Annotated in this window: 17 protein-coding genes; 12 read left to right on the plus strand and 5 right to left on the minus strand. The window is 44.2% G+C overall.

Annotated features, from left to right (window positions below):
• Positions 1 to 197 precede the first annotated feature (197 nt).
• The 6 genes from ACVA6Q_RS03160 to ACVA6Q_RS03185 all read left to right on the plus strand — a co-directional run bounded on the left by ACVA6Q_RS03160 (position 198) and on the right by ACVA6Q_RS03185 (position 8,678).
• Positions 198 to 2,186: a methyl-accepting chemotaxis protein gene (locus ACVA6Q_RS03160; protein ID WP_446646485.1), complete on the plus strand. Its 1,989-nt coding sequence runs from the start codon at positions 198 to 200 to the stop codon at positions 2,184 to 2,186.
• A 117-nt stretch (positions 2,187 to 2,303) separates the two neighbouring features.
• Positions 2,304 to 2,888, plus strand: coding sequence for a TetR/AcrR family transcriptional regulator (locus ACVA6Q_RS03165; RefSeq protein ID WP_353499597.1), 585 nt, complete (start codon positions 2,304 to 2,306; stop codon positions 2,886 to 2,888).
• 104 nt (positions 2,889 to 2,992) lie between these two features.
• Positions 2,993 to 4,021, plus strand: a complete 1,029-nt coding sequence (locus ACVA6Q_RS03170; protein WP_353499596.1) for an NADP-dependent oxidoreductase — start codon at positions 2,993 to 2,995, stop codon at positions 4,019 to 4,021.
• A 340-nt stretch (positions 4,022 to 4,361) separates the two neighbouring features.
• Entirely contained in the window at positions 4,362 to 5,861 is a 1,500-nt protein-coding gene (locus tag ACVA6Q_RS03175; RefSeq protein WP_446646486.1) for a DUF1800 domain-containing protein, read from the plus strand.
• A 6-nt stretch (positions 5,862 to 5,867) separates the two neighbouring features.
• Positions 5,868 to 7,634 carry a DUF1501 domain-containing protein gene (locus tag ACVA6Q_RS03180; RefSeq protein WP_446646487.1) on the plus strand — a complete coding sequence of 589 codons (1,767 nt, stop codon included), beginning with the start codon at positions 5,868 to 5,870 and terminating at the stop codon, positions 7,632 to 7,634.
• A 231-nt stretch (positions 7,635 to 7,865) separates the two neighbouring features.
• Complete coding sequence (locus ACVA6Q_RS03185; protein ID WP_446646488.1) at positions 7,866 to 8,678, plus strand: MaoC/PaaZ C-terminal domain-containing protein; 813 nt, start codon at positions 7,866 to 7,868, stop codon at positions 8,676 to 8,678.
• Here ACVA6Q_RS03185 and ACVA6Q_RS03190 read toward each other — a convergent pair.
• Positions 8,671 to 9,009: a DUF5329 family protein gene (locus ACVA6Q_RS03190; protein WP_446646489.1), complete on the minus strand. Its 339-nt coding sequence runs from the start codon at positions 9,007 to 9,009 to the stop codon at positions 8,671 to 8,673. The genes ACVA6Q_RS03185 and ACVA6Q_RS03190 overlap by 8 nt on opposite strands.
• Positions 9,006 to 10,022, minus strand: a complete 1,017-nt coding sequence (locus ACVA6Q_RS03195; RefSeq protein ID WP_446646490.1) for an MBL fold metallo-hydrolase — start codon at positions 10,020 to 10,022, stop codon at positions 9,006 to 9,008. The genes ACVA6Q_RS03190 and ACVA6Q_RS03195 overlap by 4 nt, the downstream gene beginning before the upstream one ends.
• A 178-nt stretch (positions 10,023 to 10,200) precedes the next feature.
• On the opposite strand from ACVA6Q_RS03195, the gene ACVA6Q_RS03200 reads away from it, so the two are divergent.
• From ACVA6Q_RS03200 to ACVA6Q_RS03220, 5 genes are all read left to right on the plus strand, one after another.
• A complete protein-coding gene (locus ACVA6Q_RS03200; protein WP_446646491.1) occupies positions 10,201 to 10,815 on the plus strand; it encodes a TetR/AcrR family transcriptional regulator in 615 nt (204 codons plus the stop codon).
• 1,013 nt (positions 10,816 to 11,828) lie between these two features.
• Positions 11,829 to 12,185, plus strand: coding sequence for a hypothetical protein (locus ACVA6Q_RS03205; protein ID WP_446646492.1), 357 nt, complete (start codon positions 11,829 to 11,831; stop codon positions 12,183 to 12,185).
• A 2-nt stretch (positions 12,186 to 12,187) separates the two neighbouring features.
• A complete protein-coding gene (locus ACVA6Q_RS03210) occupies positions 12,188 to 12,625 on the plus strand; it encodes a hypothetical protein (RefSeq protein WP_446646493.1) in 438 nt (145 codons plus the stop codon).
• A 3-nt stretch (positions 12,626 to 12,628) separates the two neighbouring features.
• Positions 12,629 to 13,057 carry a hypothetical protein gene (locus ACVA6Q_RS03215; protein ID WP_446646494.1) on the plus strand — a complete coding sequence of 143 codons (429 nt, stop codon included), beginning with the start codon at positions 12,629 to 12,631 and terminating at the stop codon, positions 13,055 to 13,057.
• Positions 13,058 to 13,075: 18 nt separating this feature from the next.
• Positions 13,076 to 13,219, plus strand: a complete 144-nt coding sequence (locus tag ACVA6Q_RS03220) for a hypothetical protein (protein WP_446646495.1) — start codon at positions 13,076 to 13,078, stop codon at positions 13,217 to 13,219.
• A 56-nt stretch (positions 13,220 to 13,275) separates the two neighbouring features.
• On the opposite strand, the gene ACVA6Q_RS03225 is transcribed toward ACVA6Q_RS03220, so the two are convergent.
• The gene (locus ACVA6Q_RS03225) at positions 13,276 to 14,130 is read right to left on the minus strand and encodes an arginase family protein (protein ID WP_446646496.1); all 855 of its coding nucleotides are present in this window, start codon (positions 14,128 to 14,130) and stop codon (positions 13,276 to 13,278) included.
• A 6-nt stretch (positions 14,131 to 14,136) separates the two neighbouring features.
• Entirely contained in the window at positions 14,137 to 14,871 is a 735-nt protein-coding gene (locus ACVA6Q_RS03230; protein ID WP_353499588.1) for an IclR family transcriptional regulator, read from the minus strand.
• Positions 14,872 to 15,067: 196 nt separating this feature from the next.
• On the opposite strand from ACVA6Q_RS03230, the gene ACVA6Q_RS03235 reads away from it, so the two are divergent.
• On the plus strand, positions 15,068 to 15,238 hold the full coding sequence (locus ACVA6Q_RS03235) for a hypothetical protein (protein WP_446646497.1): 171 nt from the start codon (positions 15,068 to 15,070) through the stop codon (positions 15,236 to 15,238).
• 69 nt (positions 15,239 to 15,307) lie between these two features.
• On the opposite strand, the gene ACVA6Q_RS03240 is transcribed toward ACVA6Q_RS03235, so the two are convergent.
• Entirely contained in the window at positions 15,308 to 15,877 is a 570-nt protein-coding gene (locus tag ACVA6Q_RS03240; protein ID WP_446646498.1) for a porin family protein, read from the minus strand.
• Between the last annotated feature and the right edge of the window lie 175 nt (positions 15,878 to 16,052).

The following is a 16,052-nucleotide window of genomic DNA, read 5'->3' on the forward strand; positions in this document are numbered from 1 at the left end:
GTCGCAAATTAAAAACCATTAAGTCTATTTTAACGATAAATATATAGAATGATATGTTTATTAATAGTAAGAAAACTAATCCATACGGTAAAAAAATTACTTTTATAAACTACTTGTCTTATGTGTTTGCCACCTTAATATCAAAAATATTAATATGATCTGTGGCCTGTTTGCTACGCTGTATTTTAGGGAATGGAATGTTGTTCAAGTTTAGAAAAAAAAACATAGAAGCTCGTCAATCGATGAATGAAGAAGTGGTAAAGGTCATTAATCTTGATGTGGCTTCACTGTCATCGTTTGAATCATCAGAACTATTGTTTGACGGAAGCAAGCCAGCATTGGGAATTGGATTTGTGCCGCATGGTCACGATCTCAATCATATTCATCGTTTACTAAGCTGGGTAGTCGATGGACCGTTGATATTGACCTCTACCGCAGGCGAGCTTTCTTCCACCCATGACAATCTCTATCTCGCGACCGGCCAAACCCAAACCATGGTGTTGCAGGTTTTCTCTCGAGAACTCATCAGTGATGTTGATACTCACACTGTGCCACTTCCTTGTGAGGATATTCAGAGCGGTATGAGCCAAATTCAGCCCTCAAGTCGTGTTCATGAGATTGAAAAACAATTGGAAAACATAAGGCTGGCTTTCTCGCTAGATCCAACAGACTGCTTTTCTATGACACTGGTTAACGGATTAACAAACAGTGAAAACTGGCTGATGGAAGCGGTCTATCAATCGGGTAGGTTTCCGGTTCCGTTTGTTGGCGGTACCTCGGCGGGAAGTTTGAATTTTGATAGTGCACCGTTTCATGATGGCACATCAGTACGTCATCAGCATGCGCTGTTGTGTTTTATCAAACTCAATCCTGCCTATCAATTTCAGCTGTTTAAAACGCAAAACTTTGAGCCGGCAGGACGATCTTGGCTTATTGGCGATGCCAACCCATCACTTCGTTATGTCAAAGGCGTGTTGTCGCCATCAACGATGGAGATAAAGAGCTTTCTTGATGAATTAGCGAGTCATTTTCGTTGTAGTTTAGAACAAGTAGAGCAACGGTTAACGGGTTATACCTTTGCGGTGAAAGTGAAAGGCGAATATTTTGTTCGCTCGGTAGCGAGTATTAATATTTCTGAAGGCAAAGTGTATTTCTATTGTGATACGCCTTTAGGAACAGAGCTGCACTTAATGCGTAAAACGCCATTTGTCGAGCAAACAGATAGAGACTTTGTTCGTCAGTTGGTTAATGAAGACAAATTGGTTGGCGGTATTTTATTTGATTGCATCTTAAGACGATTAAATAACAGCCAAGATCTGAATAAACTAAGTAATTTTTCTGAACTACCAGTGGCGGGTTTCTCTACCTTTGGCGAGCTTTTTGGCGTCAATATTAATGAGACATTGAGTGCTATCTTCTTTAGTCGACGTGGAGAAGGTTTAGAACAAGCTCATGGTAAATTTGTGGCTGACTATGCATCTTATGCCAACTACTTTTCTCAACTTAAGTTGCGTTCAAATGAGCTGATGATGCGTATTCAAGACCGATCACTAACTGACTCCATTGAAGCCATGAGTGTCGCCCACAAATCCAGTGAACTTACTCAGAACTCAATCAGCTACATTGATCATATCGGTAATAACTCATCTGCGTTGTCTGCTGATACCAATCAGTTTAGTGGTACGGTCCGCTCATTGGAAAGTGAGGTCTTTGCTCTGCAGCAAAATATCAGTTCCGTGGAAAAAGAAGCGGAGAGTCTGCGAAGTGTGTTGTCGATCATTGATAAGATTGCAGAACAAACCAACTTGCTCGCTCTAAATGCCAGTATCGAAGCTGCGAGGGCTGGTGAGTACGGTCGCGGTTTTGCGGTGGTGGCCGATGAAGTACGCAATCTGGCGAAAAGTACCCAGCAGTCGCTCGATAACTCTCGAACCAGCGTCAATGCTTTGTTTGAACAGATGGACACCATCGCTGATGTAGTTAAAACTGTCGGCAAGCACATGCATGATGCGACAGCAAGAACCGAGTCGATAGCGACGGCAATTCAAGACATCGACAGCTTGGCGCGCGATACCAATCGACTATTGGAAAATAGCCACAATATCGCTACCGAACTGCAAAGCATGGAGGCAAAGGCGCAGCAGCATCAGCAAGATGTTGAAACCATACGTAGTCAGGTGAGCTAAGCGCTATTTTAATTGAGCTAGCGGGTGAGGATATCTGCTAGCTTGTTTATCAATGATGAAAACGGAGTTTGAAAAGGGACTAGACGACTGGTCTATTTGTATGTCATGATGCCTGCCATGAATGCAAAGACCAATGAAACCCGCCAACATATTTTGGATGTCGGGTACGAACTGATTTTATCAAAAGGCTTTACGGCGGTTGGACTGTCTGAACTTCTCAAGACAGCGGATGTGCCCAAAGGCTCGTTTTATCACTACTTCAAATCCAAGGAGCACTTTGGTGAAGTATTGATTGCAAATTACTTTGAAGGCTACTTAGAGCGATTGAACGACTTTTTGTCTGATAAGCAGCTAAGTGGCTATGAGCGTTTAATGGGCTATTTTGCACGCTGGCTGGATGTAGAAAATGGCCGATGCAACGCTCATAAATGCTTGGTGGTAAAACTGGGCGCGGAAGTCTCAGATTTATCAGAACCAATGCGCGCAGCGTTGCACCTCGGTGCGCAGCAGATTGTGAGCAGTATTGCTGACTCTATTGAACGAGGTATTGCTGATGGCTCTATTACCAAACAAGATAGCCTCAGCACCGCGAGCATTGTCTATCAGCAATGGCTCGGGGCGAGCTTAGTAAGTAAGCTCAGCCAAAATACGCAACAACTTGAATTAGCTCTGGTAGCGACACAGTCACTACTTAAGCGATAAACAAAAACACCTGCTTAAATTCTGGCTATGCTAAAGCAACAGGAAGCAGGTTTTTTTAGAAATGATTACTAGACGACTGGTCTAATATTAAAAAGGGAATCCCTATGTCACAGAACAACAGAAGAATTGTTTTAGCCTCTCGCCCTATCGGCGCACCGACACAAGAAAACTTTCGCCTAGAGCAAGTTGATATTCCACAGCCTCAGGAAGGCGAAATGCTACTCAAGGCTATCTATCTTTCATTGGATCCTTACATGCGTGGCCGAATGAGCGATAGCGAATCGTACGCAGAACCGGTAGCGATCGATGAAGTTATGGTGGGTGCGACCGTATGTCGTGTAGAGCAATCTAACCATGCTCAGTTTGAAGAAGGCGAATGGGTACTCGCTTACACGGGTTGGCAAGACTACGGGATCTCAAACGGTGAAGGCCTAGTTAAACTCGGTAAAACGCCGATGAATGCATCATACGCTCTGGGTATCATGGGTATGCCTGGCTTTACCGCTTACATGGGTCTTTTAGATATTGGCGCACCAAAAGCGGGTGATACCGTTGTCGTGGCCGCAGCAACAGGACCTGTAGGCGCAACCGTAGGTCAAATCGCGAAGCTTAAAGGCTGTAAAGTAGTCGGCGTTGCAGGCGGAGAAGAGAAATGTCGCCACGCGGTAGAAGTGTTGGGCTTTGATGTTTGTCTTGACCACAAAGCGGATGACTTTTCCGCTCAACTAGCTAACGCGTGTGACCAAGGCATCGATGTTTACTTTGAAAACGTCGGCGGCAAGGTATTTGATGCGGTAATGCCACTGCTTAACACTGGAGCACGTATCCCAGTGTGTGGACTTATCTCCCAGTACAACGCAACCAGCTTGCCAGAAGGACCAGATCGCATGTCGGCGTTGGTGGCAACGTTGCTAGTCAAACGTATTAAGATGCAAGGTTTCATTATCTTTGACGACTACGCCCACCGCTACGACGAGTTTGCCGCGCAAATGAGTCAGTGGCTAATGGAAGGCAAGATGCAATACAAAGAGCACCTAGTGAAAGGGATGGATCTGACAGTGGATTCGTTCATTGGTCTGCTAGAAGGTAAAAACTTCGGCAAGCTGGTGATTCAGCTTAATGATGTGGAATAGGCTCTTGTTGTTATAATAGTGAAGCGCTCAACTTAGTTGGGCGCTTTTTATTTGGTTCATTAATAGCTTTATTATCAATATAACAGTTACTATTGCAATTATTGCATTCCGTATTGTTATCTTTATTAATAAAGTAATTGTTCTTATTTTTAAAGTTCCATATATCAATCAAAATGGACTGTTTGTCATTTGATATATATGAGTTACTGTTACTTTTCCTTGTAGTCCTTACGTGTCTTTGTTTTTTAATGTTTTTTATTTAAATCTGTTTTTTAGTTTGAAAAGTAAATCATAAAAACTAAGTTTATAAATGTCAGTTAGGCACTATAAGGAACACGCTATGGATGGTTTATCGTATAAACAGGCGTCTAAGTTTCTCGACGCCAGTACAATGGGAATTAAGAAAGGAGATATTGAGGAATTTATATCTACTAATGATCGTAATGCTTGGTTGGATGAACAAATCGGCACTCAATGTGCTCCACACGTAGAACAAACGCTATATCAACAGCAACAACGTGGAGAGAGCTCTGTTACACAAGAGATGCGAGTGTGTGCCTGGTTTGATTTAGCTCTTTGGGACGATGCTCAGCTCCGGCAACGAATGGCGTTTGCTCTGAGTCAAATATTGGTTGTTGGTGACCGAGATGCCCAGTTGGCGCCTTATCCACTGGAGCTGGCACACTACTACGATTTGTTGAGTCAATATGCATTTGAAGATTACAAAACACTTCTTTATCACATAACCCGCTCGCCCATTATGGGGCACTTCCTTACCATGGTTGGAAACTTGCCCATCTCTGAAACCGGCGTCAATCCAGACCAAAATTATGCACGCGAGCTCATGCAGCTATTCACAATAGGTCTTAACAAAGTGAATGAAGATGGCACGCTTGCTGTTGCTCCAGATGGCAATCCAATAGCGAACTATGATGACGCGGATGTTGAAAACATGGCTCGAGTGTTTACTGGTTGGTTTATGTCGAATGGTAGTATGTCTGAACCGATGGTAGCCAATGATGTGTATCATGATAGCGATGCAAAATCGATATTAGGTCAGGAGTTTCCCGCGGGAGTAAGTGCTGAGCAAGAGCTAGATAGTGTATTGAATTTATTAGTTAACCACCCCTGTACCGCTCCTAATATTTCAACTCTGTTGATTAAGCGATTTGTCACCTCTAATCCCGAGCCGGCCTATGTTCAGCGGGTAGCAAGAGTCTTTAAACAGACAGGCGGAAACCTTGGGCAAGTGATTAAAGCAATATTGCTGGATGATGTCGTATTAAATGAATCCTCGCTATATCGTGCCAAACTAAGAGAGCCGATATTGGCGATGACTTACCTATATCGTGCTTTGGACTGTCGACCTGGAGGTGGAGCCGATGTTACCCCAAATGCAATGCTTTACCAGGAAAGCTTTGGGCAATACCCCCTAGGATCTCCGTCGGTGTTTAACTTCTATTCCCCAGACTTTATACCTTCTGGTGAACTAGGGGAATTAGGCCTTTTTGCACCCGAGCTAGAAATTATAGATTGGAATCAAACGGTAAAAATGAGCAATATCGCTTGGAAGCTAGTTACTGAAAATGGCTACAAAACGAGTTCAAATAGTTCTGCCGAACTCTATCCGGATGTGTCTGATTTTGTTAGCGTCGCAAGCGATTATCCTCAATTGATATCACTAATTGCAAATCGCTTTTTTGATGGCGATATTCCCCCAGATATAGCGCCGAGGTTTGAAGGGCTATGGAATGCAAAAAGTAATAACAATAAGCCTTATGCAATATCGGCAATGTTGTATTTTTCCTTTGTTTCGCACCACTTTATGGTAGAGGAGTAATGGGTTATGAAAATATCGAGACGGAACTTTCTAAAAAGTGGTGTTTATAGTACGGCAGCGACTTCTATTCCATTATCTCTTTCACTCCCTTCGTCTGCATTGGCGAATGAAAATTCAGATTACAAAGCGTTGGTATGTTTGTTTCTATATGGAGGCAATGACTCATTTAATATGATAGTCCCGCAGTCTGGAAATAATCTCCTCAATTATCAGGCTGCTAGGCCAGATATACAACTTTGGCCACATGAACTAGCGAGTAACGGTTTTGTTGCTGATGACGCCCAGCAGCCGCTTATCTTAAATGGGTCAATGCCGAAAATAGCTCAGCTATTTGAAGACAAACTTGCCACAAGTGTTGTTAATGTTGGCACGCTGATTGAACCAACGACAAAGGCAAATTATTCAACTGTAAAAAAATCGCCTAACCTAGGTGCTCATAACAAGCAGCAACTTGCGTGGCAGCGAGGGTGGGAGACAAGCCAGTATCATCCTTATGGTTGGGCTGGGATGATGATGGACATTCTAGCATCCGGTGCGGAGACGGTATCACCCAACCTATCGTTTGGTGGAAATGAGTTGATGAACGGCCAAGGAACACAAGATCTGAGAGTGAGTACATCGGGTATTCGGGCCATGTCATCTCTTGCTGTGAATTCAGTCAACAATAATCTGACTAAGTATCTGGCGGATAACACGGCGTCACCATTTGGGAAAGCTTATTTACAACGCTTTCAGGAGATCTATGACTTTCAATCTACGTTAGGTGATTTGTTGGATCAGTACCCGGAAGATCCATCAATTCCTTCAAGTTACCTGGGCTCTCAATTCAAAATGGTAAAAAGGCTGATTCAGGCAAGTAGCGGTTTAAACCAGTCGAGACAAATCTATTTTGTATCGCTCGGCGGTTTCGACAATCACAGTAATCAAAGAGGCAAACATGACAATCTGTTGGCTTCAATTGACGATGCTGTTTCCGCATTTTATGCGTCACTGCAGTCAGATGGATTAGAGAACAATGTAGTGACATTTACGATGTCTGACTTTGGCAGGACAATTGAAAACAACGGCAATCGCGGAACTGATCATGGTTGGGGAAGTAATCATTTGGTCGTAGGAGGTTCCATTCTTGGAGGGAAAGCTTATGGTCGCTATCCTGAATTTGTGAAAGACGGCTCCGATGCAATTGGAAATAAATTTATCCCGACGACCTCGTCAGAGCAGTATGCCGCTACTTTGTGTCGCTGGTTTGGGTTGTCTGACACCGGGGTAGACTATATTTTTCCCTCATTGTCTCCCGACAACGATAATGCATTTTCTAGCCGCTATCTTGGCTTCTTAGGCAGTGATGTCGTCGCGAGCCAACCGCTTCCAATTGTTTCTGTTAGCGCGTCAAAGACTCGAGTTGACCATACGCCCCAAATGGCCATTGATGGTGACCTTACTACCAAATGGACAGCGAAGGGCTATGGGGTCACATTTGATGTGGAGCTTTCATCACTCTCAAGTTTGGAAACATTGCGAGTATCGCAGGCAAAAGGAGACGTACGACAATATTTCTTTGATATCTTGGTAAGCAGTGACGGTACCAACTATACCCTATTGCAGGAGTATCAATCTCCAGGCGATACCACCGCGTATGTTGACATTTCGCTTGGTAGTCAGCAAGCAAAGTACTTACGCTTGGTCTGCAATGGCAATAACGACTCAGCTAATGAAAAATTGGTTGCCTGGAATAACTTCCAGGAACTCGAAGTGTGGGGAAGGTCTATTTAAATTCGTAGATAACTTACCTTAAGGGGGCTCGAAGCGCACTGCAAACTCGTTGATTTGACTTTGTAATGCGCTCAAAACCGACTCGGCCATAGAAGCTTGGATCGCCGTAGGTAAACGCAAGGGGTACGCCTTGTGCTATTTACTGGTGTGACAGTAAACTACAGCTAAGGTTTTGCTAGGAAAAAGATAATGCACATTGTCGCCTCGAACAGCGTTCGATATCGTTCACTATTGCTTAAAGCACTATTAAAAAGACCAAAACATGGAGTACTGTCGCAATCATCCGTCAAAGCGACTCTATTCAATTCTTCCTTTACGGTTAATGCCGATGCGCTTCGTTGTTATTGCAAACACTATGGTTTTGATGATTCGAGCGTACCCGCCACCTATTTGTTTGTAGCAACGCAGAGTGAATTGCTACAACTTTTCGTTCATCCTGATACACCAATACGTCCATTGGGGTTGGTGCATACGTTTGTTGGGTTTGAACTGATTGAGAAGCTAGAAGTAGGGCAGAACTATCAATTTACAGTAAAGCTTGAAATGAAAGAAAAAACGGAGAGAGGTCAAAGGTTTGAGACACTTGGAGAGTTCTCGTTGGATGGAAAAACGCTGGCACGTTATCGCAGCGGATATTTGATGCCAGTTAAAAGTTCGAAGCTAAAACGTGTGGGCGTAGCGTTGGCAGACGATATAACTGCCTATCAGCATCAAACCAACCTACAGACATCAAAAGCGAACACTAGAGCCTATGCGAGCGTGTCGGGTGACTATAATCCGATTCATCTAAGTGGTTTTATGGCGAAGCTTTTTGGATTCAAGGAGCCCATTGTTCATGGCATGGATATGGCTGGGAGACTATTGAGTGTTAATAGTCAACAAGTTGGCAATAACCAGAGAGTGAACCAGTGCCATTTTAGCTTCAAACGCCCAATATTTGTCTCACAATTGCTGGACGTTGTTAGTGATGGCAATCAGGTTTTGCTGGTAAATGAAGAGGGGAAAACGTGTGTGATGATGAGTGTTTCACAGAGCATTAGTTAGGCTTTGATAGCAGTTTCTGGCTTAGCCACTCCGCACTGCTCGTCGATTGTCCATCACAGACTACCTGATACGCTCTGCCGGTAAACCAGCTTTTCGATGCCACTTCATCGATAAACACTTGAGTTGAGGTGACATCGTCTTTGGCATAATCCCACTTTCTGCGTAGGTGTGCCGCTGCTTCTTGGCCGTTATGTTCATCGCCATTGCGAATAAAGGTGCAAGGGGAGCTGTTCATCTGCTCGATGAGGTAGAGCACATCGCTTTCTGTGCTTGCCAGCACACTATGGCTGGCAAGACTTAGAACTAAAGCGGTGATCGGCAGCTTTCTCATTGCTGCCACCATTTAGTGACTGGCATTGGGTTAGCAATGTCGAGTCGCTGGCCAATTTCTGGTGAAACCATAGTCACGTCACGTTCTTCGCTGATTTCTAGCGCTCTATTCATAGGTTCGTACCAATCGTGCATAGCAAGATCGAAGGTGCTGTTGTGGATTGGCATCATGATTTTACCTTTTACATCTATGTGTGCTTGCACGCTTTGCTCTGGGAACATGTGGATCTGTGACCAGAGTTCATTGTATGCACCGGTTTCGATCATCGTAAAGTCAAACGGGCCATATTTTTCGCCAATTTCGGCAAAACCACCAAAGTAACCAGAATCACCGCTAAAGAATACCTTCGACTCTTTACTGTCAATGATCCAACTGCCCCAAAGTGTCGAATCTCTGTCGGTTAGGCCACGACCAGAGAAGTGCTGTGTTGGCGCGAGTGTATACTCAACACCATTTACGCTATGCGATTCCCACCAAGCTAGTTCGGTTACTTTCTCTGATGGCACTCCCCATTTGATGAGGTAATCACCTACTTTTAGCGGCACGATGAAGTGGTCAACTTTGCCGGCGAGAGCTTTTACTGACGCTTTATCGAGGTGATCGTAGTGATCATGGCTAATGATCACGACATCGATATTCGGGAGCGCTTCTAAAGTAATCGGTGTTTGATGGAAACGTTTTGGTCCGGCCCATTGCACGGGTGATGCACGGTCACTAAACACGGGATCGGCCATCACTAACTGACCATCAAGCTTCATGACGACACTTGAGTGCCCAAGGCGATAAACCACATCGCTTTGCTCATCTATTAATTGCTCAGCAGTAATAGCGTGCACTGGTAACTTAAAAGTTGGAGTTGGCTCTGCGCGTTCGGCTGTGAAATAGGATTTCATCACATCAACGATGTCACCAAAGCTCGATTTGTATTCCATTTCTGTGTTGACGTACTTGTCTGGGTAACGCTCAGGATCTTTTTCGGTGTTAGTGCAAGCGGCAAGTGTGGCAATACTCATAGATAGAACTCCCAATTTCGCGAATAGTGACTTTTTCATAGTGATGAACTCATTTCGTGGGCTGTTACCCATCTCTCAATAAAAGTAAACTGACCAGTGCAGTGTACTTTCTTGTGGTGAAAAGTAAACTGATTAGTGTAAAATAATCGAAGAAATTTTCGTCCCTCTGGTTAACGTAATGATTGAAAAGAAAAAAACACGAAGCGAGCTAAAGCGAGAAGCAATCATTAATGCTGCTAAAGAAGCGTTTAATGAATTTGGCGTGCAAAATACCAGCATGGATAAGCTGGCAGCAATGGCGGGTGTGTCTAAGCGAACTGTCTACAATCATTTTGAATCAAAAGAAGAGCTAGTGATTTTGCTGCTATCTGAGTTGTGGAAGCAATCTATGGCAGATGTGGACTTGAGTCCTCTAAAATCGAAAACAATTGAGCAGCAGTTGCAATATCTACTCGAGCACGAGATCCGAATTCTAAACCAAGCGTCGTACATTGATTTAGCCAAAGTAGCGTTTGGTCATTATTTCTATCGACCGGAAGAGCTTCAGCAGCAAGCCGCGAAAATGTCCAAGCAAGAAACTGCGCTGTACAAATGGCTTGAACAGCAACATGCCGATAAAGTGATGGTGATTGATGATATCGAGACGGCGAGCATTCAGCTGCACAGCCTTATCAAAGGTAGCTGTTTTTGGCCACAATTGATGGGACTAAGTCATACTCTAACTGAGGAGGGTATCACTCAACTGTCTCAATCAACCGCTGATCTATTCTTGGCTCGTTATATGGCGCGTTAGTTTAAGCTCTCTAGTTTTCTTGGCAGTATGTGGTCAGTTCATACTGCTTTTAAGTGCGGCATTGTCTAACTATGTCGCGTTTCCATTGCCTTTCCTGACCCATCCCGGTTTCTACTAAAAAGCTTTTTCTCTCCCATATCTGCTCATTTAAGTTGTCTTCGGCATCCAACTCCCGAGTTTGCGACTACTAGAGTGAGTGATTTCTAACCTGATATTTTGTCTGAACGAATATTGGTACAAAGTAATTGAAATAGCGACGGTAATTTAGACGACGAACTGGCTTTTCTGTACCAGATATGAGTCTTTTGAATCGTTTATGATGTTGCTTTGTCAAAATTGACGTTGTTAATGTATCTTGTGTCGTCTATAATCCGAGCGAATTGATCGTTTTTGATCAAAAAAGAACAGAAAAGAGTCGTTTTTTGCGTATAGAGCCAGGTTGACCTCATGTTTAAGCCATTTATTAGCATCATTCTATCTTCAGTTTCACTTTTGAGTTTTTGCGCTGAGGCATACATATTGACTTCTGCGGATATCAGTAGAGCAAATCGTACTTTCTGCTCTCAGTTATCTGGCTCTCATATTGATCAATTTACTGTTGTTCGAACGGCTTGTTTCGTACTTCATGCAGATTGTTTGAGATTGGAGGTGGTCGCGGATCTCTCTCCTCATTTATCAAATGTGCTTGCTAGCTCAAATGTGACTCGCTCTTCATTAACGGAAGGGCTGCTAGCTAGGGCAGAAAATCTTTCCGCTAGAGTAATGAGGTGGCCAGTACTAGAAGCTCACAGCATAGGTGAGGCACTGATTAGATTAGACAACGTAAGTACCTTCAGCGTGACGTTTGTTTATGTGTTTGCGGACGGAGAAATAATCAGAGTAGAAACGAGCGAGCGAAGCGGTTGAAGAGAGAGCCGAACAAAGTGAGATAAGGTGGAGATTATCGCTTATGGAAGAGATTTATTCCCAAAGAATCTAGGTGGGTACTTTGGGAATAACTAAGAGGCAGTACGATGAAAAAACGATTGGCACTCGCGCTATTGGTACCGGCTCTCGCACAGGCTCATAGCCAAACACCCCGCGAGATTAAAAAGTACGTAGCAGCAGAGAGAGCGGATGTTGCATTGGACGTAACGAATCTAAATACCTATGTACAGAGTTACGAGGTGATTGTGGAAGGAAAGGTGCTAGGCCGTTTTACGCTTAGTCCTGATGAATCAAAGAAGATTCAGTTGAACCTCAAAGTTGAAGGTTTCGACAGGTGGACAAATAAAATTGTCGCTACGCGCTCGATTCCAGACAAAGGCGACGCAGTGCGAACTGAGGTTCAAAGCTTAATTCGATTGTACCGACCAACGATCAAGGGTTAGTGATGAAAATTACAATATTCGTCTTGGCTGTACTGATAGTGTTTGATGTTGCCGCTGCCTACATGCCTAGCCCAACGATGGCACAGGGTGATCGTATTCGCGTAAGGGGAGAGTCTGGGATTGAAATAGACGCGACTTACCAGCCGGACATGACGCTGCAGATGGGTGGCTCGTTAGGCAACGATCTAAATAAAGACAATTGGTATGACCATCATCACCGTCACCAGAACCGGTACCGAAATGAAAACTCGGTTTACATTCAAGCGGTAGTGCCTATTACGTTTGGTGAGCGAAAAAAGCCAGATCCTAAGCGGTTGTACGATATTGAGTTAAGAGCCAGGGAAGCGCAAATCCAAAAGCTAGAAGCTGAAGTTAGATTATTACGCGCTGCCACTGAGGCTGGCGCAACATCCACCAAAGAAGTCTTTGTAGAAGGTTAAACCATGAAAAAATTAGTCCTAGCGACAGCCATCGCTGTCATATCAGGTTCGGTATTTGCGAGTTCTAACGGTGTTCGTTTTGAGCGTCAGATTAAACACGTAAATGGTATCACTATTGATAAAGAGCTGGCGCATATTTCTATGAAAGGTGAGCATGCAGGTGAGCGCGGTGAGTTCACGATTGTATCTAACCATCCATCTGGTCATGAGCGTGTTATGTTCGACATGCAAGAATCCTCTGCAATTCAACCTGGCGATGTGACCTACACTGTTGATGGCTCATTTTCAGTTCGTCACCAAGAGCAGCGAGACATCAGTGCGGGCAAACATCATATTGGTGCTCACATGCATCATAAAACATACGCTGACTTCAAAGCGGGCGACAAGATTGAGTCGATAGTCACTATTACACTGCTAGCCCCAACGTCATAGTGGTAAGGGGGAGTGGCGATGAAAAACGTAATCATAATAGTCGCGGCATTTTTAGCTCTTACTTTTACGGCGCTCTATGTGATGACAGATCCAAGTAATTACGTTGATAATCCTTGTCCGCATGCTGTTCAAAGAGATAACAACAATGAAAACGCTGGGTAGTCCAAAATCGGCGTTATTCTCATCTATTAAAAAGGTCGCTGATGCGACCTTTTTTGCTACTCACAGAAATGTCCTAACTCTTGCACCAAAAGCTGTGTCGCTTTGGAGTAGATATGGCGCTCTTCCGCTCCCACTAACTGCACTAGCAGCACCTTGTTCGAAGCCAAGCATTGGCGAAGCACACGCAGTACCATATTGATGTCCAGCTTATGCTTCTCGCTACTGGAGTTGTGCTTTGAAATCGAGGGAAGGTCGATAGTTAACACCAACTTGTCGCAGTGGCTTATAAAACGAGCGAGCTGCTCTTTAACCATAGTACGAACGCGGTAATTCATTTCATCCGCCAGCAGCCAGTTACAACCCATATCCTCAGCATACTCAAGCTGTTTTCTGTCGCAACGATTGCGATCAATACCGACATGAAATGCACGGCATTCATTAAAGCGGTTTAGCGCGAAATGGAGCATAGAACCCATCGTCAAATCCAAACACTGATCCATGAGTAAATGCGCGTTGATATTAATAATGCCCATATCCTCTTGATCAATGATAAGGCTTGGCAGAACATCGAGCAGAGTTTCATGGCAGTTGGTGATCACCAGCGGCATTGCACCGACAGTCAGCTGTTCAATCAGTTTGTCGTTGAAATTCAAACTTGTTGTTGGATTCTCGAAATACGGCGGCTTGGTATGAGCGACCTTTAGGGCAGCGAAGTGTCCAATATTTCTCATTAAATGAGAATTATGTTGCGCACTCAGCCAATCGTAGGCGGTATCGAGTAAAGATTCAGCGTCTTCAACTTGAGCGTTGTTAAGAGGTTTAATCGTTTCACAGACGGTCAGTATAGACAGTTTGTTTTCCAGGACTGGGTGATAACGACGTTTCCATAACTGTTTGAAGACGCTGAGCATGATGAATTACCTTTCTGGTGGCAGCGCTCTGGCTGCTTGTAATACATGTAGAATAAATCTGTCCTTGTTTGCCTCTACGCGGTGGGCAGGGGCCATAATGGAAACCGCACCGATCAGCTTTGTACCTTTGGTAACGGGGGCACTGATGCCTGTTACGCCAGGATCAAACTCAGAAGTGCTAATAGCAAAGCCTTGACGACGGATCTGTTCTAACTCGCTTTGCCATATCTCTGCGTTCGCGTCTTCGCCAAAGTGACGCAGGATCTTTTCGCGGCGAGCCTCAGGCAAATACGCCAACATCACTTTCGAAGATGCGCCTCGAAGTAAGGGCTGGCTTTGACCACGAACATAACTGCAGCGAAGCGCCTGTACACTTTCTTGTAAGCTAACACAGAGAGCTCTGTAGCCCACTGGCACCATGTATGCTGCCATTTCACCAGTCTGTTTTTGTAAGCGGAACAAGATGCTTTCAATCGTTTCCAGATTGTGTGGACTGGATTGGTAGCTGTGCATAAGCAATAGAGCGGCTGGACCAACAATCAGCGTTTTATCGTGAGCGCTCTCTTCAATTAGGTTCCATTCTTTGAGCAGTTTTATATGTCGATACAGACTACTTAAAGGGACACCAAGTTGTTGGCTTAATGCTTTGGCAGAGACGGGCTCATCCGATACGGCAACTTGCATGAGCAGTTGCAATGGCTTTTCGTTGACCTGAGTCGAGGGTTGCTGTGCGTTTCCCATAATTGGTTATCTATCATCAATAAGGACTACGCAATTTATATTCCTGTCAGATAAGAAAGGGAACAAAATTCATCGATACCTTTCTCACTAGATGAAAAATACGCAAATTCTGACATTTTATGAATCTTGCGATGCATCAATGCAATTAGGTGAGTATCTAATTACAGTGTGCTTAATACTTAGGGAGAGATGATAAATGAAATTTGTTTGTGGAACCTGTCGCCAGTTTCAAAGAGACAAAGAGAATGACAAGGCTATCTGCAGTGCTTGGGGAAACCCGACGTCAATGAAGCGCGATGGTTGTCAGTTTTGGATGCCCAAGAGTGAGCGGCTGCATCTGACTGAGGAAACCAATCTGCCGAAATGAAAAACGCCCGACGTTTGGGGATACGTTGGGCGTTATTATCAGCGATTAACTAAATAAGCGTTGGGGCAATTAGAACTTGTAAGAAGCACCTAGGTATAGTGAACCAACAGCGAATGTGTCAGTTGAACCACCCATGTCAACGTTGAATGCGTCTGCTTCATACGCTACGCGCATCGCCAAGCCTTCTACCATTTGAGGAGCGTATTCAAGACCTAGGCCGTAGCGGAAACCTGTTGCTGAGTCGCTTTCTTTTTGGCTGCCATCTTTAAGCTCCATGTTAACGTGAGATAGGCCTAGTGTAGCGAATGGGCGTAGACCATTGTCGAAGCTGTAGCCAAGGTTTGCTGCTAGTGAGAAGGCACTCGGAGTGACCTTTGCGCTTGGCATCGCTTGGTGAGATAGGTCGCCGTAGTTAGTGTAGCCACCTTCAAGCGAAATAATACGGTTAAACTGGTAACCACCGTAAACGCGCAGTGAGCGTGCGCCGTCGATAGTTGGGAATTGAGACATATCTTTGTTATCTAGCTTACTTTCAGTAAGACCAAAACCGCCACCAATGTAGAAACCTGGTTCTGTAGAGTTTGCCCACGCGCCAGTTGCCATTAGTGCAGAAACTGCAAGTACTACTGCTTTTTTCATTTTGATACCTTAAAAGATTTTTTAGAGTGTTTGTTTGTCGGGGCGTAATGTAAGGGATCTCTGCGGAGAACTCTGTGCTAGAAGTGTCGTGAAATGTGGTGGAAGTGTCATAGAACTGTTTGTGACTTACATCAATAAATGACAATCAAATACGCAAACGTTTACTCCAATATTA

Source organism: Vibrio sp. DNB22_10_4 (assembly GCF_052879755.1).